Annotated in this window: 15 protein-coding genes; 1 reads left to right on the top strand and 14 read right to left on the bottom strand. The window is 72.1% G+C overall.

What is annotated here, in order from left to right:
• Positions 1–183: 183 nt before the first annotated feature.
• A complete protein-coding gene (locus HNQ61_RS05365) occupies positions 184–2,628 on the top strand; it encodes a methyltransferase domain-containing protein (RefSeq protein ID WP_170037569.1) in 2,445 nt (814 codons plus the stop codon).
• A 10-nt stretch (positions 2,629–2,638) separates the two neighbouring features.
• On the opposite strand, the gene HNQ61_RS05360 is transcribed toward HNQ61_RS05365, so the two are convergent.
• The 14 genes from HNQ61_RS05360 to ectB all read right to left on the bottom strand — a co-directional run bounded on the left by HNQ61_RS05360 (position 2,639) and on the right by ectB (position 19,315).
• Positions 2,639–3,379: a nucleotidyltransferase domain-containing protein gene (locus HNQ61_RS05360; protein ID WP_170037572.1), complete on the bottom strand. Its 741-nt coding sequence runs from the start codon at positions 3,377–3,379 to the stop codon at positions 2,639–2,641.
• Positions 3,376–5,127 (bottom strand): toprim domain-containing protein, encoded by a 1,752-nt coding sequence (locus tag HNQ61_RS05355; RefSeq protein WP_170037575.1) that lies wholly within the window; start codon positions 5,125–5,127, stop codon positions 3,376–3,378. The genes HNQ61_RS05360 and HNQ61_RS05355 overlap by 4 nt, the downstream gene beginning before the upstream one ends.
• Positions 5,128–5,193: 66 nt before the next feature.
• Entirely contained in the window at positions 5,194–5,457 is a 264-nt protein-coding gene (locus HNQ61_RS05350; RefSeq protein ID WP_170037578.1) for a pinensin family lanthipeptide, read from the bottom strand.
• Positions 5,458–5,531: 74 nt separating this feature from the next.
• Positions 5,532–5,816: a pinensin family lanthipeptide gene (locus HNQ61_RS05345; RefSeq protein ID WP_170037582.1), complete on the bottom strand. Its 285-nt coding sequence runs from the start codon at positions 5,814–5,816 to the stop codon at positions 5,532–5,534.
• Between the two features lie 57 nt (positions 5,817–5,873).
• Positions 5,874–6,146 (bottom strand): pinensin family lanthipeptide, encoded by a 273-nt coding sequence (locus tag HNQ61_RS05340; protein WP_170037585.1) that lies wholly within the window; start codon positions 6,144–6,146, stop codon positions 5,874–5,876.
• Between the two features lie 536 nt (positions 6,147–6,682).
• Complete coding sequence (locus HNQ61_RS05335) at positions 6,683–9,193, bottom strand: DUF5916 domain-containing protein (protein WP_183685530.1); 2,511 nt, start codon at positions 9,191–9,193, stop codon at positions 6,683–6,685.
• 166 nt (positions 9,194–9,359) lie between these two features.
• The gene (locus tag HNQ61_RS05330) at positions 9,360–11,234 is read right to left on the bottom strand and encodes a M56 family metallopeptidase (protein WP_170037591.1); all 1,875 of its coding nucleotides are present in this window, start codon (positions 11,232–11,234) and stop codon (positions 9,360–9,362) included.
• A complete protein-coding gene (locus HNQ61_RS05325) occupies positions 11,231–11,626 on the bottom strand; it encodes a BlaI/MecI/CopY family transcriptional regulator (RefSeq protein WP_170037594.1) in 396 nt (131 codons plus the stop codon). Before HNQ61_RS05325 ends, HNQ61_RS05330 begins: the two co-directional genes overlap by 4 nt.
• Before the next feature lie 637 nt (positions 11,627–12,263).
• Positions 12,264–13,286: a TauD/TfdA family dioxygenase gene (locus HNQ61_RS05320; protein WP_170037597.1), complete on the bottom strand. Its 1,023-nt coding sequence runs from the start codon at positions 13,284–13,286 to the stop codon at positions 12,264–12,266.
• A 50-nt stretch (positions 13,287–13,336) separates the two neighbouring features.
• A complete protein-coding gene (gene sbnB / locus HNQ61_RS05315; protein ID WP_205761907.1) occupies positions 13,337–14,374 on the bottom strand; it encodes a 2,3-diaminopropionate biosynthesis protein SbnB in 1,038 nt (345 codons plus the stop codon).
• Entirely contained in the window at positions 14,371–15,486 is a 1,116-nt protein-coding gene (sbnA, locus tag HNQ61_RS05310) for a 2,3-diaminopropionate biosynthesis protein SbnA (RefSeq protein ID WP_170037600.1), read from the bottom strand. Before sbnA ends, sbnB begins: the two co-directional genes overlap by 4 nt.
• A 2-nt stretch (positions 15,487–15,488) precedes the next feature.
• Positions 15,489–16,439 (bottom strand): ornithine carbamoyltransferase, encoded by a 951-nt coding sequence (locus HNQ61_RS05305; RefSeq protein ID WP_170037603.1) that lies wholly within the window; start codon positions 16,437–16,439, stop codon positions 15,489–15,491.
• Positions 16,440–17,114: 675 nt separating this feature from the next.
• Complete coding sequence (locus tag HNQ61_RS05300) at positions 17,115–17,957, bottom strand: amino acid kinase family protein (protein WP_170037606.1); 843 nt, start codon at positions 17,955–17,957, stop codon at positions 17,115–17,117.
• Positions 17,954–19,315: a diaminobutyrate--2-oxoglutarate transaminase gene (ectB, locus tag HNQ61_RS05295; protein WP_170037609.1), complete on the bottom strand. Its 1,362-nt coding sequence runs from the start codon at positions 19,313–19,315 to the stop codon at positions 17,954–17,956. Before ectB ends, HNQ61_RS05300 begins: the two co-directional genes overlap by 4 nt.
• Positions 19,316–19,372 lie beyond the last annotated feature (57 nt).

Below are 19,372 nucleotides of genomic sequence, written 5' to 3'. Positions count from 1 at the left end.
AGCCGGGGCCTCGATGCAGGTGAAGCCTCGTATCTGATGCGATGATAATGGACCGATAGGGCGCGATCCACTGTCCCGGGACCGGCTGGGTGGGTTGCGACGGCAATGCTTTTCTCGCCACCTTTCGACGATCAGCGGCTGTCCGCAGCCACTTCCCCGCCCCGAACCGGCGCGCACCGATCGATGATGCTGCTCCTCCGCGCTCCGGATCGGGCGCCGGCCGATCCGCCCCTGTTTGCCATCGATCCAACCACTCCTTCGACCGTCGAGCTTGCGGATGGGCGCGCGCACCTCGTTCCGCACGGGGTGGATGGCGCCGCCATGATCCTGGAGATCGAGCGGCCGGCGGATCATGAGGACGGCGCGGTCCCGGGGCACTCCGCGCTTGCGGCGGGAACGTCGCTCGGGAGCGCGCTGGGCGCGTTCTTCTCCGTTGCGCGTCCCGCGGACGAGCAGCCGCGCGCGCTGGAAGTACGGTTTCCGGCGCTCTGGTGCCCGGCGGGCGAACCGATGCTGCAGCGCCTGTTCGCGCCGCTGGGCTACGCCATTACGGCCGCGCGCCTCCCCGTCAGCCCGGACCAGCCGGGCGGGCAGAGCCCCTTTCTGCACGTCCGGCTCGCGGGCACGCAGCGCCTCGCAGATCTGCTCTCCCACCTGCGTGTCTTTCTTCCTTTCTTTGATGATCGTCCGTCCGGCGGCCTGACCCCGGACGACGCGCGGGCGCTGTGGGACCACGGGCGCGCGTGGCTGGCGGAGCATCCGGAGCACGATCTGCTCGCGCGGCGGCTGCTGCAGCGTGAGCAGGGGCACGCGCTGCACGACCAGCGGCACGACGCGGTGCTCGCCGCGCTGGTGGCGAGCGGGGCGCGGCGCGTGCTGGACCTGGGATGCGGATCGGGCGGGCTGCTCGGCCGCCTCGCGCGGGAGCCGCGGTTCCGGGAAGTGGTGGGCGTGGAGGTCGCGCGCGACGAGCTGGCCCTTGCCGCCGCCCGACTGGAACCGGGCGGACCGGGGCGCGTGCTGCACGGTTCGCTCACCTACCGCGACGCGCGCCTCCGCGGGTACGACGCCGCCGCGCTCGTGGAGGTGATTGAGCACCTGGATCCGCCGCAGCTGGCCGCGCTGGAGGGCGCGGTGTGGGACGAGGCGCGCCCGGCGACCGTCGTCGTCACCACGCCGAACGCGGAGTACAACGCGCTGTTCGACCAGCCCGGCGCGCGGCGGATGCGGCACCCGGACCACCGCTTCGAGTGGACGCGCGGCGAATTCCGGGCGTGGGCACAGGGGGTGGCGGGCCGTCACAGATACGCCGTCCGCTTCGCCCCGGCGGGGCCGGAGGATGCGCAGGCCGGCCCGCTGACGCAGATGGCCATCTTCAACAGGCTCGACGCAGCGGCGCGGCCGGGGATGGACGATGGCGGGACGACGGGCGTTCGGGACGATGCCATCCACCTGGACGCGCTGGCGGGCGATCGGACCATCCTCACACGCGTCGGCGGCGAGGTGTTCATCGCGGGCGAGCAGGCGGCCGCCGCGCTGGAGATGATGAGCCGCTTCGCCGTGGATCCGCGCTGGCTCATTCATCTCCCGCCATCCACGCCCGTTGCGCCCGCGTCTCCGGCGGCGGGCGACGGCGTGCGTGCGGCGCTGGCGTACTTCCGCGCGAGCGGGATCGCGGAGATCGACGTGCAGCGGCTGCGGTCCGGCACGCGGGTGATGGCGATCGTCTGCCGGGACGCGGCCGTGGCGCGGCGCCGCTTCGGCGTGGCGGAGGGAGAAACGGGATCGGTGTACACCGCGGCGGGACGCGCGTACTTCGCGGACCGCGACGCGGAAGAGCACTTTCTGGCGCGCGTGCGTGCGGCGCTGGACGGCGCGGGCACGTGGGACCGGCTCGCGACGGACTGGATCGCGCTGGAAGGAGTGATGGGTCCGGCGATGATGCGGGGACTCAACCTGCGGACGGGCGCTCCGCGGGCACTGTACTCGGCCGTGGCGATGGCCGCGCGCGCCACCCTCGCCGCGGAGGAAGAGGTGCTCGCGAGCGCGAGCGGGGACGCCGTGGCGCGGCTTGCCGCCCGCGTCCGGGAGCGCGCCGCCCGGCTGATCGCGTATGAGGAGGCGTGCGGGCGCGCGGAGCCGCCCGTCCATGCGCCGGACGGACTGCGGCTCGCTCCGCTACGCATCGTGGCGGCGGAGGGGGATGTGTACGCCGATCGTGATCCGCACTGGCACCGGGAGCAGCTCGCGCCGCTCATCCACGCCGCCCCACGGACGCTCGCCCACACGGAGCACGCCGCGTTCAGCCTGGCCGATCCCGCAGCCGACGGAGCCGTTCTGGCGTGGGCGGATGAGGCCGGCGCGGGGGTCGTGATCCATCCATCCACCGGAACCGCCATCGCCGTGCCGGTCAAGTGCTGGAGCGAAGCGGCGTTGCGCCTGGCGGACGGGCCGCTGCCGCCGCTCTCCTCCCCGCGCGAGCCCCATGCGCTCGCCGGGGATGCGGACGCGGCGATGCGGCAGTGGGCGCTTTCGATGGAGGCGCTGGACCGCCACCGCCGCGGGGAGCCGCTGGAGCGGGTTCACCAGTGCATCTTCGCCGCGCTCGCCCTCAAGCTGGGCGCGTGAGGGGGAGCTCCTACGGATCGTCCCGCGCCGCGGGCTCGAACACGTAATCCACGGCGCGCAGCAGCGGCGCCATGGAGCCGTGGGTGATGGGGATCGCCCGGCGAAGCAGCTGATGGAGCTCCGGATCGCGCGCGGCGATGACGTCGATCGCACGCGCACTTTCGCGTTTGGAATCCATCGAAAGCCCCTTCCGCAGGTACCAGCCCTCCACGACGGCGGCAAACAGCTCCAGCTGAAGCTGCTCGTCCGTGGCCTCCGTGCCTTTCGCCAGCGCACGGACGGCCGCCAGCGCCCGCTCGCGCCGCAGCGCGACCAGCTCGCCGCGCCGCGCATGCCGTTCCCCCGACAGCCGGGCGACGGTGCGCTGCATCTCCGCCAGCCATCCCGCCGGATCGCGCGCGACGAACGCGGTGCGCACCATGGTGACCATCGCGGCGTCGCCGCCGGAAGCCAGCATCCACCGCCTCTCGCGCTCCGCGTCAAAGCCGGGGTGCAGGCAGAGGATGGCCGTGCGCACGCCCTCCGCCCGCGTGGCGAACTGCATCTCGCGCCGGAACGACGCATCCGCCACCACCAGGTCCAGGTCGCTTTCCGCCGTGTGCGTGCCGGTGGACACGGATCCCGTCACGCCCAGCCCGGCGGAGGGAAAGCGCGCGGCAAGCCGGCCCAACACGCTTTCCGCCGCGGCCCGGTGCGCGTCGCGAGGGAGGTCCGGGAGAGTGAACGGTGTGGCTTCCATCGTTCCCGTCATGAGATGACGTACGGTGAGCGCGCGAACATTCCGGCACCCAGCGCGCCGGCCAGCACGTCCAGCACGTGCGTGAGGGACGCGACGCGCGCCCGCGCGTCCGGTGCGCTCCAATAGCCGTCCAGCTCCGCCGCAAAGGCGTGGCGGAGGCGCGCGGCACCCAGAAGCTGCTCCAGAAGACCCACGGAAACGTCCAGGCCGTGGATGGCATGCGCGCCGTCCGCCGCCTCCAGCGCGGCCGCGGCGTGCTCGCGCGCGGGCCGGATGGCGCGGGCCATCAGTCCGGCCAGGCCGCGCGGCGCCATGGCGGGGGCCTCGTCGCCGGACAGCAGGCGCTGCATCTCGTCCACCGTCTCGTCCGCGGCGGTCGCGGCGGCGGGAAGCAGCAGCCCCGACGCGCGCAGCTCCGCGATCTGCGCGGCGACCACCGGCGCAAGCTGGTCCAGCGGTGCATCCACCTGCTCCGCGACCGCCGCGACGATGTCCGCCGCCGCCAGCGGCCACGCGCACGCCTCCAGCAGCAGGGCGGGAAGCGGGTGCAGCCGCCGGATCTGCACCGGACCGGAAGCCGCCAGCAGCAGCACCCACGCCGTCTCCGCCTCTTGGGGCGCGGCCCGCGCAGAATCCGCCAGAAACGCGTCCCAGTCCCACCGCGTCCGCACCACCCGCACCGACGGCGCGGTCACAAAGCCGTCCGCCGGCGAATCCGCGTCTGCCGGCCGCGGCGGCTCCCCCGCCCCGCACGCCCGCAGCAGCCGCGCGAACAGTCCCAGCTCATACGCCGCGCTTTCCAGCCGCGACGCATCCTGGAGCAGCGCCGCCGTTTCCGCGCCGGTCGCGCGCACCGCGTCCCGGACCGCGCGCCAGGTGGGATGCGCATCCGGAAGGCCCGGCGCCGCCGCGGGAGCGCCCGGAACCACGCCCAGGCGCTGCATGGCCGTGATCGAGCGGCGGAACGCCGGGTGCGGAACCGCGGCCGGCTTGACATCCCCGCCCGCCAGCAGCGCGTTCAGCGACTCCGGCCGGGTGGAGAGCGGATCGACGCCCGCGGGCAGCCCCAGCGCCGCCGCGACTTCGGCGGGGGTGAGGTCGCGCGCCGCGGCATCGGCCAGACGCTCCAGTTCCGCGCCGCCATGGCCGCGCGCGATCCAGTCGCTCACATCCTCGCCATCCGCCAGCGGAAGCAGCAGGAGCGCGGCGGAACGGGCTCGTCCGCGCAGGCTGTGCAGCACCCGCGCGGCGTGAATGCGCCCCGTGCGGTCCGCGTCGGGGATGACGATCACCTCCGCGCCGCGCAGGAACTCCGCGTGCCCCTTCGTCCACTGCATCGCGCCGAGCGGGCTGGTGGTGGCGGTCAGCCCCAGCCCCTCCAGCGACTCCACGTCCTTTTCCCCTTCCACCACGTAGACGCGCCCGCCGCGCAGGGCCGCCGACTGGACGCGCGGAAGCCGGTACGGCACCGTCGGGCCGTCCGGCAGCCCCCACGCCCAGCGGCCATCCGCATCCAGATGGCGCCACAGGAACGCCTTGTCCGGCGCGGCGGAATGGTCCGCCGGCAGATGCTGGCGGATGCACTCGAAGCGCGGCTCGCCCTCCGCGCCGGTGTACAGGTAGCGCGCCGCCTCCCGGCCGTCGCGCAGCGGGTGCCACGCCCGCGCGGGCTGGTAGCGCACGCGCACGGGGAGAAACGGATAGCCGGACGCGGCCAGCAGCGCGGCGCCGGTGAGATCCGGCATGGTGTCGTCGGTCACGGAACGCGGACGATCAGGCGGAAACGCGGGTCCGGGCCGGCGAGATTCGCCGGCCCGGGGACACGCTCAGCACCACGACGCTCCGCTGGAGCACGGGCGGTAGGCGGAATAGCACTCAAAGGTGCAGTCCGCGCTTTCCGGCTCCGGGCAGCCCTCGTTGGTGCGGTCGCACGTGTCCCAGCACGTGCTGGGGTCGCCGTAGCACGAGGGACAGACCACGCCGTCCGTGGAATCGTTGCCGCGGACCGTTCCGCGCTGGCCGCTTCCGGCCGGGGTGGTCGCGAACGACTGCACCTGAAGTTCGCTCAGCGTAAGACGTACCTTTTCCATTGCACCGCTCCGGGTTGGGATGAACGGACGATGGCCGGCCGGCGGACGATCCGCCGGCCGGCCGCCTGCCTGCGTCAGCAGTCGCTGGGACCGCCGCGGCTGCCCCAGGTGCACGGACCCCAGTCCGTGAACCAGCACTCCTCTTCCACCGTACAGTTGCCCGTCTCGCAGTCACAGCTGTTGCTGCAGCCGTTGCAGCTCGCCCAGCACGTGCCGTAGGCGGGGTCCGCCGTGGGGCACTCCACCGCGTCGGAGGGGGCGTCGTGGCCGTGCACCGTACCGCGGCGCCCGGCTCCCTGCTCCGTCGTGGCGAAGGACTGCACCTGCAGTTCATCCAGCGTCAGCCGAACCTTTTCCATGGGGATCTCCAAGGTCGGAAAGGAAGCCGGCCGGGCGGTCGCCGGCCGGCGTGCGGCTCAGCAGTCGCTCGGACCGCCCCAGCCGCCGAACGTGCACGGGCCCCAGTCGGTGTACCAGCACTCCAGTTCCACGCTGCACTCGGCCGTCTCGCACCCGCAGCTGTTTTCGGGGCAGCTGCCGTTGCAGGTAAAGCCGTCCTGCGACGGGCACTCGTTGTAGTCCGTGGGCGCGTCGTGCCCGCGCACGGTGCCGCGGACGCCCGAGTCGCGATCCGTGGTGACGAACGACTGCACCTGAAGGTGGTCCAGCGTAAGGCGTACCTTCTCCATGAGCGGCTCTCCGGTCGCTGTGAGAGATTCCGCGGACGCGCGCCCGCGGCCGGGGCGGCAGGGTCAGCCGCCCTTCAGTGGAACCCGCCGGGCTCCCCGTCAAATGTAAGCGCCGTCAACGCTTGTATCACATTGCGGCGTGTAACGATGTGATCAAGGACCGCGAGCGTCCTTCCGGCACGCGGCCCTTCTCGGCGCAGGCCCGCCAAAACCGTCGCATGATGGATGCCGCGCCGCCGGCTTCCGGCCCTGCCCATCCGAGTCTGGCGTGGATGTGCCGCGTTCCGCACCGAGATGAACTCACGGAAGAGAGGCACTCGGTCGATGAACATCGTCCATGCCACGGCCGATCGTCCCCTCGGGCATTCGCGTGGATCCGGATCTCGACGATGTCCGTCCGTGGCGCCAAAAAGAGACCGGCGGAGAGCCGAAAGGCCCTCCGCCGGTCATCCAGGCAACCCGTCACTTCTGATCCGCGAGGCGCGCTCTGTCCGTCCGGCACGCGATGCGGCGAGGGATGGCGGCCGGCCGCCGCGTCAGATCCCCAGCCAGTAGCTGAGCTTGATCAGCAGCACGTTCGTCCCCTCGGAACCGAAGAGCCGGCGCGTGTCGCGCACCAGGTTGAACTGGCCGGTCGGGTCGTCCTGCTGCATGTCGGTGTTCCACACCAGGAAGAGGGTCGAGCCCGGGCGGTACTCCCAGCGCAGCACCGCGTTGCTGCGGAACTGGCGGACGTTGAAGTCCGGGACCTCGTCCATGGCCAGCGGCGTGAAGCGGTCACCGAACCGCCCGGCGCCGGGATCCGCCACCTGCACCACGTCCGAGTACGTGCCGGAGCTGATGAACGGCTGGCCGTAGTACTGCAGCGACAGGCGCGGCGTAAAGGTGTAGCTGAGCCGCGCGGTGAGCGCCGTGGTGGTCTGCCGCAGCCGCGCAAAGGCGAAGCGCCGCACGCCGCCATCGTCGGTGAACTGGCTCAGGTACTGGGCGGGCACCCGGTTCAGCCGCACCGAGGGCCCCAACGACACGTTCAGCCGCGGCGAGGGGCGCAGCTGCAGGCTGGGAACCACGGCCAGCGAGTAGCCGTCGCCCTCGTCCAGCATGCCGCCCGCGCTGGCCACGCTCCAGCTGATGCGCTTGCGCTGGTCACCGGCCAGGCGCAGCGTCAGCAGCGTCTGCCCGTCCGTCACCAGCGCCGGGCCGCCACGCAGCTCCGACGGGCTCAGCGCCTGCTGGTAGCGCTCCACCACCGCGCTTCCGCTCCAGAAGTTGTTGAGCTGAAAGCTGCCTTCCAGGTTGTAGTACCCCTGCGTGAACTCCCGCCCGTACGTCCATTCCGCGCGCTGAAAGGCGTGCAGCGCCCAGGTGCGAAAGACGGGTCCGGGGCGGAACTGCAGGTACCCGGCGCCCGCGTACTGCTCCGCGCGGTCCGTCTGCTGCTGAAAGCCCAGGTCGTTGATCTCCAGCCCCGGCGAGCGAGCGCGGCCGCCCAGCTCCCACGTCCAGTGCCCGCCGCCGATCTTGCCCACCTCCAGGTTGGCCACCCACCCGGTCAGGCTGGTGAGCGAGGAATCCACCTCCAGGTGCGGTGCGTCCGGACGCTGAAAGCGGTGCGCGCTCCCTGTCTGCGTGGACAGGATGGCGGCCTCGCTGCCCCGCACGCCGCTCCCCACCAGGTATCCGCTGAGCTCGAAGTTGCCGCCGCCGAAGCGGTGCCGGCCGTCCACCCCCGCCGTCACCGCCGACGAGCGCATGAAGTCCAGCCCGGTGCCGCCCAGCCCGCGGTTCACCAGCGTGGCGATGCCGCCCAGCGCGCTGCCGCCGCCGTTGAAGTCGCGCATCACCCGCACCACGTTGAAGCTGGTGAGGGGCTCCACCGCCACGCTCTCGCGCCCTCCGCCCGGAATGGTGTAGGGCGCGCGCTCCTCGCCCGTGAGCGCCGTCAGCGCCCCGAGCGACCAGCCGTTGGCGCGCCCGGAAACCTTGGCGGCGCCCAGGATGGTGGTGCGCTCCGGCTGGTCGCTGAACTCCGCGTCGCCGGGAACGGCGCCGTGCGGCGTTCCCCCGATGCGGCGGGTGTACATCAGGTCGCCCGCGCTCCCCCCCAGCTTGAACTGGAACAGCCGCGAATCTTCCACGAAAAAGGGGCGCTGCTCGGCCAGGCGCGTTTCGAACGCGGTCAGGTTCACCTCCGACGGGTCCGCCTCCACCTGCCCGAAGTCCGGGTTGACCGTGGCGGTGAGGGTGAACGCGGAGGTCAGGCTGTAGCGCAGGTCCAGCCCCGTGCTGGCCGACGGCTCGTTGTGCGAGTAGAACGGATTGTCTCCGTCCCCCGGCGCGCGCGTCACGCGCGAGACGGCGTACGGGCGCAGTTCCAGCCGCGTGGGCGACGACAGCCCCGCCAGCCCGGTGAGCGCGCCGAAGCGGGACACGAACCCCGGCGCGTCGGGCGGAATGGGCGCCCAGTACGACGTTTCTTCCCGCCGCGCGATCACGCGCTGAAAGTTGAGGCCCCAGGTGCCGGCGCGCGGGGAAAAGCGAAGCTGCGACAGGGGGATGCGGAACTCCGCCGTCCACCCCTGCGCGTCGGTGGCCGTGCGCACCGCCCACACGGCGTCCCAGTTGGCGTCCTGCCCGCCGTCTTCGGCAAGGATGAAGTCCTGCTGAACCTCGCGCGGGTTCACGCCCAGCACGTAGGCCGAGCGGTTGTCGTCGTCGCTGTCCAGCATGACGAACAGCCAGTCGCTGTACGTGTCACCGTCGTCGCGGCGGGAAAGCTGCGCGGCGATGCTGTCGGGCGAGTCCGTCATGCGCGCCCCCACGTACAGCGCGCCATCCGTGAACAGCACGCGCACCTCCGTAGGCCGGCTGGCGGCGGCGCCCGCGTCCGGCCGGCGCTGCACGAAGCCGGTCGCCACGGGCGCGTCGGCCCAGGGCGCATCATCCAGGCGGCCGTCCATGACCGGGGCCGCACCCCCGAGCCGGGCGGCGGCCAGCGACCGGGGCCCCGCGTCCTGTGCGGCGGCGGCGCTGGAGATTGCACCCAAAAACAGTCCAGTAACGAGGGTCGTTCTGGCTACACGCATGCGTCGCAGCTCCGGCGGAAGCGGCCCACCCGGCGGCGCGGGGCGGGACGAGGGTTTCAGAATTCGGGGGAACCACGCCGGAGGAGGGGATGATTCCCGCCTCCGGGTACCACGGCGCGGCGCGCGCCTACCGGTCCGCGCCGCGCTCCAGCCAGTCGCCGGCTTCGCGGCGCACGCCCGGCGAGGGCGCGTCGCGCTCCAGCCGCTGCAGCGCGGTGCGCGCCGCGGGAAGGCGCATGCGCGCCAGCCCGCTCACGGCTTCCTGCCGCACGTCCTCCGACGCGTCTTCGCGCGAGGTGCGCTCCAGCAGGGCCACGGCCGCGTCGCCGGGCTGGTGCCGCAGCCAGAAGGCGGCCTCGGCCCGTACCCGGGCGCTGGGGTCGCGCCCCAGCACCCGCCGCACAAAGGCCAGCGCCTCGTCGCCCACGGGGTGGACGGCGGCGGCGGCGGCGATCTCCGCGCGTACCTCGTCCGGCGCGCCGGCGTACAGCGCGGCCAGCAGCCCCAGGCTTTCCCCGGCGGGCGGGCGTCCCAGCCAGACCAGCGGGCCATCGTCCACGTCGGCGGGGAGAGTGGCGCCGCGCAGCTTCATCACCCGCGGGACCGTGTCGTCCGGCGCGCCCAGGCGAAGGAGGACGACGGCCTCGGTCCCGCGCGGCGCCTCGCCCATGGACACCGCCCCGGACCCGCCGCGCGCAAGGCGGTCCAGCACCGGCGCGCCGCCCTCCGCGCCGTCTCCGCGGTCGCTGTTGCTGGCCAGATCCACGGAGTGGTCGCCCGGAACCGCCCAGCCGATCCAGTAGCCGCGGCTCCATCCCTCGGCCGCCGCCCGCTGCCGAGCCTGGCGCCGCCGCTCGCCCAGCGCGCCGGGATCGGACGGGCGCGCGTCATCCACCACCGCCGCGAGGGACGCAACGGACCCTTCGCCCGCGGTCAGCGTGCGCACGCCGCCCAGCGCCAGCACCGCGCACAGCAGCACCCCGAGGGCGGCCAGGGAGCCGGCGCCCGCGGCCGGGGGCCCCTGCCCCGGCCCCACCAGGCGCTGCACGCGGCGGTACAGCGAGCCGCCGCCCAGCGCGGGGGCCAGCATGGGGCCGGGGCGCGCGGCGCGCAGTTCCTCCGCCGCCAGCAGGGCGCGGGCGTAGCGGTTGCCCCGCCCGGTGGCCGCGACCACGGCATCGTCGCAGCAGTGTTCGCGCTCCTCGCGCACCACGCCGGACAGCCACCACACCGCGGGGTGAAAGAAGAGGACGGTTTCCAGCGCGGCCTGCGCCAGGTTCACCGCGTAGTCCCAGCGCCGCACGTGTGCCAGTTCGTGGGCCAGAATCAGCTCCAGGTCGCGCACCGAAAGCCCGGTGAGCAGGCTGGCGGGGAGCAGAATGACGGGGCTGAGCGCGCCCACCAGCGCCGGCCCGTCGATGCGGGTGGAAACGAGGAGCCGCACCGGGCGCGAGATGCGCAGTTCGCCGGCGAGGCGCGAGAGCGAGGCGCGCCACGGCTCCGGCACCTCGCACAGCCAGCGCGTGCGCAGCCGGCGCAGGTGCACCCACGCGCCCGCCATGCGCACCGAGCCCAGCAGAACGCCCAGCATCCACCCGAGCACCACCAGCGGCAGCCAGCGCCGCACGCCGTCCCGCCACTGCTCCATCCACCCTGCTACTTCGCCCGACGGCGCCGCGGAGAACACCGCTGCATCCGCCCGCCCCGCATCCGCCGCGGGGACGAACTCCGCCGCGGCGCCATCCGCCGCTCCCTGCGCGACGGCGGCGGTCTCCGGCGCCGTGCGCAGCGCCGTCACCGTCCCCGCGACCGGGGCGGCGGCCATCAGCAGCAGTCCGGCGCAGCCGACGAGGTAGCGAGCCTGCGCGGGTGCGCGGTGCATCGCACCAAGGATGGCGCGGAACACCACCGCCAGCAGCAGCCCCTGCCACACGAAGTTCACCAGCGCCCAGCCCACGGCTTGAAAGAGGGGGGCGGAAAGGGCGTTCAGCAGCGTGCTCACTGGCCGTCCTCCTCGTCGTCCAGCCCTTCCAGCAGCGCCCGGATGCGTGCGCGCTCGTCCGCGGGGACGGGGGCGGAGTCCAGCGCGCGCAGCATGAGCCGCGCGGCCGATCCGCCAAAGGCCCGCAGCGTGAGATCGCCGAGCAGGGCTCCCTGCGTCTGCTCGCGCGGGGCGGAGGCGGTGTACACGTGGTGCCGCTGCCGCTCGTCGCGGGTCACAAGGCCCTTCTGGTGCATCAGCTGCAGCATCTTGAGAACCGTGGTGTAGCCCACCGCCTTGGTGGGCTCCAGCGCGTCCGCCACCTGCCGCACCGTGCTGGGGCCGCCCGCCCACAGCACGTTCAGGATCGACAGTTCCGCGTCCGTGGGAAGCGGAGTGTGAGACGAGGCCATGCGCGCTCCGGTGGCGGGCGAGTATCTACGAAGAACATCGTACGATAGATAGTCCGCGATAAACCCGGCGTCAAGGATCTTGTGTCCGGGAGCGGAAGGTCCGTCAGAAAAAGAGTGGTGAGATGCTTGGTAATCCCCTGTGGAGCAAGTTCGACTTCACCCTGTAAACGTCGGCGGGCGAGGCGGATGCGTGTCCGGGTGGAGGATCTGGACCGGTTCCCCGACATTCTCGGACGCAGGAACCGAAGTTCATCAAACGAACGGAAGGGCGCAACGGGCGCGCTCCCGGCGGGTGCGCACCACGTTAATGTACGCGCTTTCCTCGACGTGCGAGAGCAGGAACACCGAGCAGGTTCTGCTTCGGACGGTTCTGCCCAGCGCCGGCCGGGGAGGCCCCTCCCCCGGCCCCTCCCCGTGCAAACTGCCGCACGGAGAGGGGAGAAAACCACACCGGGGAGCGAGGCGTGCGTGCGGGTCAGGCCCTCACAGCGGAACCGTCAGATTCACGGTTGCCCCGAAGCCCCGAGGCGCGGCGAGGGATGACCCGCATCCCCGCCGTACTTTCGTACTTTCGTACTTTCGTACTTTCGTACTCCCGCACTAACGCACTAACGCACTAACGCACTAACGCACTTCCCTACCCCTCGTACTCCGGGTGCGAATGCGGCTGCGCCATCGCCACCAGCACCTTGCGCTGCCCCGTGAACGATTCGCGGGCATGCGCAACGAGCATGTTGTCGCACAGCAGCACGTCGCCCTTTTCCCAGTCGAACAGGATGGTTTCGGCGTCGTAGGCGGCGCGCAGGTGATCCATCGTGTCTTCGTCGATGGCCGAGCCGTCGCCGTAGTAGGTGTTGTTGGGCAGATCCTCTTCCGCGAACACCGCCGTCATCATCTCCCTCACGTCTTCCGCCAGGGTGGTGATGTGAAAGAAGGTGGCGTGGTTGAACCAGACGGACTCGCCCGTGCGCGGATGGACGGACACCGCGGGGCGCACCTGGCGCGTGCGCAGGCCGCCGTCGTCCTTCCACTCCCAGGCAATGTCGTTGCGCTGGCAGTACGATTCCACGTCGGCGGGGTTGTCGCTCTGAAAGGTGGTCTGCCACGGCAGGCCGAAGCCGCTGCCGAAGTTGCGCACGTACACGTACTTCTCGCGCGCGAACCGGTCGCGCACCGCCGGGTCGATGCGGTTGAAGACGTTGCGCACGTCGGCGATGGGCGTCTGCCCGCCGGTTTCCGACGGCTGCATGCAGCAGAAGAACAGCTTGAGCGGAAAGCGCGTGCTGTACGAATGCTCGTTGTGCAGGTAGATGCGGTGCTCGGGCGGAAAGTCGGTGCTGGTGTAGACGCGGTCGCCCTCCTCGTGCCGCGGCGACGAGCGCTCCTTGTACTCCAGCAGATCGCCCGCGACGGCGGCGGCAAAGGCGTGGAATCCCTCCGTGGTCTCCACCGGAAAGCCGCGGAACAGGACGGCGCCGTGCGTCCGCAGCCGCTCCTCCACGTAGTCGCGGTGGGCGTGCGCCCACTCCAGCGCGTCAATCCCCGGCGCGGACGGGCGGATGACGAGCGGCAGCATCTGCCCCTCGTTCAGCAGTTCCTCGCGGACGGGGCCGTGCTCGCCCACCACACGGAGGGCGGGTACTTCGGAAACCTGGCTCATGGGTGCTCCTGGGTTGGATAAGGGGATGATCGATGGATGGATGCGGCGGGTCAGCGCGCGCCGGCCAGCGCCTCGCGCGGGGCGTCCCACGGCGCGGGAAAGAAGTCGTCCAGCACACCGCCGATGCCCTGCGCCGCCGCGGCCTCGTACACGCGCTGCGCCACGGCCAGGTCAAGCACGCCCAGGCCGAAGGGGCTGAAGATGGTCACATTCCCGGCGCGCGCGGGGGCGCGGCCGTCCAGCACGTCCGCCAGCGTGCAGCGCACGAAGCCGCGGTTGCCGGCCACCTGCTCGGCCAGGTGGATGGAGGTATTGGCGCGGGCCACGTGGTCCACGTCGTCCACCACGTTGTCCGCGGCCAGAATGATCTGCGGGCTCAGGTCGCGCAGGGAGATGTGCAGAATCGTCCGCGGGTCCGGGCTGGCGGGAAGCGAGTGCACGTGCGGCGTGGACGCGGTGGTGCCGAAGGCGGTGAGCGAGGTGGCGGACAGCACCTCGTCCGCGGACGACGCGATCCGCACGTCATCCATCCCCACCTCGCGCGCCACCACGGCGCGAAAGTTTTCCGCCCGCTCCGTGCTCAGGTCGAACACGACGAGCTGCTCGATCCCCGGGAGCGCGGCGCGAAGGTAGCGCACGATCTCCAGCGAAATGGGCCCGCACCCCACGATGCCCACGCGCGCGTGGTCCAGCCCGGCGTGCAGGTGCACGGCGCCCAGCGCGGCGCTCGCCGCAGTCCGCTTCGCGCTGATGAGCGACGCTTCCATGAAGGCCAGCGGGCGGCCCGTGTCGGCGTCGTTCAGCACCAGCGTGGCGCTGGCGCGCTCCATTCCCGCGTCCAGGTTGCGCGGAAAGGAGGCGATCCACTTCATCCCCGCCACGCGGCGGCCGCCGCCCAGAAAGGCGGGAAGGCAGATGATGCGCGCCCCGGGATCGTGCGGAAAGCGCAGAAACGTGGAGTGCGGAAGGTCGCTGTCGCCCGTGCCGTGGGTGCGGTAGGCGCTCTCCACGGCGTTCAGCACCTCGCCCTCGCGCCCCTCCAGGAGTTCGCGCACCTCTTCTCCCCGCAGGAGAAGAATTCCGTTCATGTCCACGCCGGGAGCCTTTCGTCGTCGGTTTGCCAGAGGTGGGCGACGTCGCCGAAGCGCTCCTGCACCCACGTGTCGGAAAAGACGGTGTCCAGGTAGCGCTCGCCGCGGTCGCAGAAGACCAGGACGCACACGGACCCGTCGGGAAGTTCGTCCTGCATGCGCTCGAAGGCGGTGTACACGCCGCCCGAGCTGCCCCCCACCAGCAGCGCCTCGCGCAGCGCCGCGCGCCGGCACCCCGCCACGCAGTCCAGGTTGGTGACGTGCACCTGCGCGTGCGCCAGCCCCGGCCGCAGCAGCCCGGGAACCATCCCCGACCCCAGCCCGGGAATGATGCGCTCCGCGTGCGGGCCGCCGAAGATCACGCTTCCCAGCGCGTCCACGGCCACCAGGCGGGTGTCGAGGCCGGTTTCGCGCAGGTAGTCGGCGCAGCCGCGCAGGGTGCCGCAGGTGCTGGTGGCGCAGAAGACGTAGTCCACCGCCCCCTCCAGCTCCGCGGCGATCTCGCGCATGGTGCCGTCGCGGTGGGCGGCGGCGTTGGCTTCGTGGTTGAACTGGTCCGGCCAGAAGCCGCTGGGGACGGACTCCAGGATTTCGCGCACGCGGCGGATGCGGGCGTGGAGAAACTCGCCCGTTTCCGGATCCGGGTGCTCCACCACTTCCACCGCGGCCCCGTAGGCGCGCAGCAGCTGGATGTTCTGCGTCGTCGTCCGCGGATCAACCACACACACGAAGCGCAGCCCCAGGTAGCTGCACGCCTGCGCCAGCCCGACCCCCATGTTGCCGGAGCTGGATTCCACCACCACGGTGCCGGGCCGCACCTGCCCCGCGGCGATCCCGGCGCGGATGATGTTGAGCGCGGGGCGGTCCTTGGCGCTGCCGCCAGGGTTGAGCCCCTCCAGCTTGGCGTACACGCGCAGGCGCCCCTGCCCCACGCCGCGCAGCGACACCAGCGGGGTGTGCCCCACGGCGCACAGCACGCCCTCGTCCAGCGAGGGGAAGCCGGCGGCCGCGGCGGAGACGGAGCGAAAGGCGACCTCGGCGGGGAGGTCAAAGAACGGCTTGGCGGAGGCCGCGGCGCCGGCCGGCGCGCGGCGGGAGTGAGAAGACATGGTCATCCCTCCCCGTTCTGCGGCCCGGCCACGCACCATTCCAGCACGGCCATGGCGCTGTACAGCTTGTTCTCCGCCTGGCGGAACGCGATGCTCTGCGGCCCGTCCAGCACCTCGCCCTCCACTTCTTCGCCGCGCACGGCGGGAAGGTCGTGCATGAACACCGTGGTCCCGTCCGCGCGCGACGCGTCGCGCATGATGCGCGGAGTTACGGCGAAGGGGGCGAAGCGCTCGCGCCAGTCCTCGTGGGCCTTGCTGCTTCCCGTGGTCTGCCAGCGCGTGGTGTAGACGACGTCCACCTCCCGCGGGAGATCGGCGGCGTCGTGCGACTCCTCGATGACGGCGCCGTGGACGGCGGCGTCGGCGCGGGCGCGCTCCATCAGCTCCGCGGGCATGCCGTATCCCGGCGGAGTCAGGAGCGTGAGCCGGGCGCCGGGGATCTTGGCCAGCGCCAGGGCGAGCGCGGTGGCGCTGTTGTTTCCCTCGCCCATGTACAGCACGTGCAGCCCCTCCAGCCGGCCGAAGTGCTCCTTCATGGTGGTGAGGTCGGCCAGCGCCTGGCTGGGGTGCTCCAGGTCGGCCATGGCGTTCACCACCGACATGGAATCCTGCCCGGCCAGCACGGTCATCTCGCGCTGGTCCTCGGCGGTGCGCACGACGAGGGCATCCAGAAAGCCGCTCAGCACGCGGCTGGTGTCCTCGATGCTTTCGCCGGTGTTGGTCTGCAGGTCCGTGGGGCCGTAGGAAATGATGTCGGCCCCCAGCTTCTGCGCGCCCACGGTGAACGAGGTGCGCGTGCGCGTGGAGGTCTTTCGGAACCAGATCCCCACCGTCTTTCCTTCCAGCGTGCGGGCCACGCCGCGCAGCTCGCGCATGCGGACGCCGCGGTCCACCAGGTAGTTCATCTCGTCCGGCGACAGGTCGCCCAGGGAGACCAGGTGCCTCTTCGACATCGATCCATCCTTGTGGTTCGGCCGCCGCGGCCGGGCGCTGCGCCGCCGCTGCGTAGTTTTTCCGCCCCGGAACAGGTGGCTCCCGTCCCGGAGTCCATCACATCTTTCGTCTGCATCCAGTTGCTCCGGGGACACACGGGTCCCGCCGGGCGCCCACCGTTCTTCCCGTCGCAGTTCATCCATCAGATCCGTGCGGCCCGTCGCCGATCCAGATTTCCGTCGATCAGCTCGGTCGATCCAGTTCTTTCGATCAACTCAGTCGATCCGCCGATCCGTCACCGTCGGTCCGGCGATCCAGCTGCTGTTGATCAGCCCATCCGCCGATTCGCCGATTCGCCGATTCAGATCTTCCGATCCGCGGTCACAGGCGATGGCAGGACTGCCGCATCTCGTCGATCAACCCCCGTCCGGCATCCGCTTCAAAGACCGCGCGGCAGGTGTGCGGGCGCGTGCACCGCCACCAATCCGTACATCCGTGATCGCGTCGTTTCCGGGAGATGAGTGGATGAGATGACGGCCATCCATCCCGATTCCCGTCACCGCTGATCCCCGTCACCGCCGCCGATCCGTGCTTGGCGGGATGATGACCAGCTGCGCTCGCCTGGCTCGCCGTCCGTTCACTCGATTCGCGGATTTCGATCGTGACCGGCCCGTGCGGCGCGCTTCTTCCGCCGGCTACACGCCTTCCGCGACGCCGTCGGCCACCACGCCATCCGCGGCCATGCAGCCCACGCGGGTCCCGCCCGGCCGGCGGAGCGGCGCGCGGAAGCTGTAGACGCGCAACGGCACGTTCAGGGTGTGCGCCAGGCGCGCGGCGCCGGCGTGCAGCACGTGGGCGCCCGCCTCGGCCAGCGCCAGCATCTGCCCGTGCGTGAGATCGGTGAAGCGCTCGGCGCCCGGGTCCACCCGCGGGTCCGCGGCGTACACGGCGTCCACGTCGGTCACCACGTGGCAGGGCGCGCACCCCAGCGCGGCCGCCACGGCCACGGCGGTGATGTCGCTTCCACCCCGCTCCAGCGTGACCAGTTCGCAGTCATCGCGCTCGCCCTGAAAGCCGGCGATCACCGGAACCACGCCCTCGGCCAGCAGCGCGCGCAGGCGCCGCGGATTCACCTCGCGGATGCGCCCCGCTCCGAACTCGCCCACCACGCGGACGCCCGCCTCGCCGCCGCGCAGCGCCGCCGCGCGCACGCCCATGGCACCCAGCGCGGCCGCCATCAGCCCGGCGGAAAGCTCCTCGCCCGTGGCGACCGCGCGGTCCACGTCGCGCGCGATGGCGGCTGGCGGCGCGCCGTCGCACACGTCCCGCACCCAGCGCAGAATGCGGTCGGTGCGGTGCCCCATGGCGCTGACGACCACCACCACATTGCGCCCTTCCCGCGCGTACGCCGCCACCCGCGCCGCGGCCCGCCGCATCCGCTGCGGCGTGGCCAGCGAGGTGCCGCCGAACTTGACCACCAGCGGCCGCTCCGGCCCGCGGTACAGGTGCACCGCCGCCACCACCCGCCCCGTGCTCACGCCGCCTCCCCGGCGGCCGCGCCGGCCGGCACGAGGGCGACGGCCTCTTCCAGCGCCGCCTCGATGCGCGCCAGCCCCGACTCCAGCTGCCCGTCGGAGATGGTGAGCGGGGGGATCAGCTTGAGCACCTCGTCGCGCGGCCCGGCCGTTTCCACGATCACGCCGCGCCGGAACGCCCCGGCCGACACGCGCGACGCCAGGTCCGGGTCCGCGAACGCGATCCCTCGGATCATCCCTCGCCCGCGCACCACGCCGCCCAGCGAGGGATCGGCGTCGGCCCACGACTGCAGGCGCGCGCGGATCTGCTCGCCCTTTTCGTGCACGGCGCGGCTCAGCCCGTCGTGCTCCCAGTATTCCAGCACGGCCGCGGCGGTGACGAACGCCAGGTTGTTGCCGCGGAAGGTGCCGTTGTGCTCGCCCGGGTTCCACACGTCCAGCTCCGGGCGGATCAGGACCAGCGCCATCGGCAGCCCGATTCCGCTGATGGACTTGGACAGCGTCACCAGGTCGGGGGTGATGCCGGCCTCCTCGAAGGAAAAGAAGCTCCCCGTGCGTCCGCACCCCGTCTGGATGTCGTCCACGATGAGCAGCACCCCGTGCGCGCGGCACAGCGACTCCAGCCGCCGCAGCCACTCCGCCCGCGCCACCTTGACCCCGCCCTCGGCCTGCACCGTTTCCACGATGACGGCCGCGGGGAGCTCCACCCCGCTTCCGGAGTTGCGCAGCATGGCCTCGAACACGTCCAGCGAGTCGATGCCGGGGCCCAGGTCGCCGTCGTACGGCAGGGCGACGGTGTCGTTCAGGGGCACGCCCGCGCCGCGCCGCTTGGAGGCGTTGCCGGTGACGGCCAGCGCGCCGAGCGACATGCCGTGGTACGCGTTGGCGAAGTACGCCACCGTGCGGCGCCCCGTGGCCTTGCGCGCCAGCTTGAGCGCGGCTTCCACGGCGTTGGTGCCGGTGGGCCCGGGAAACTGAATGCGGTACTCCAGCCCGCGCGGCCGCAGAATGACCCGGTCAAAGCGCTCCAGAAAATCGCGCTTGGCGCCCGTGGCCATGTCCAGCCCGTGCAGAATGCCGTCGCCCGCCAGGTACTCGGCGATGCGGTCCTTGAGGAACTGCGGGTTGTGCCCGTAGTTGAGCGTCCCCGCGCCGGCAAAGAAGTCGATGTACTCGTGGCCGTCCTCGTCCACGAGGGTGGCGCCGCGCGCCCGGGCGAACACCACCGGAAAGGCGCGGCAGTAGCTGCGCACCGCCGACTCCAGCGCGTCAAAGGTTTCCAGCCCGGGCCGTGGGGGCGGCGCCGCGGGGCGCACGCCGCGCAGAATGTCCGTCCGGCGGATCAGTCGAGTGTCTTGCATGCGGCCTTCGCGGGTGCGGCGTGGGCCGGCGCGGGCCGCGGGTGCGGCGCGCCGGAG

Source organism: Longimicrobium terrae (genome assembly GCF_014202995.1).
Lineage (GTDB): Bacteria > Gemmatimonadota > Gemmatimonadetes > Longimicrobiales > Longimicrobiaceae > Longimicrobium > Longimicrobium terrae.
Note: the sequence above shows the minus strand (reverse complement) of the source record. Positions and strands in the feature narration are given on the sequence as shown.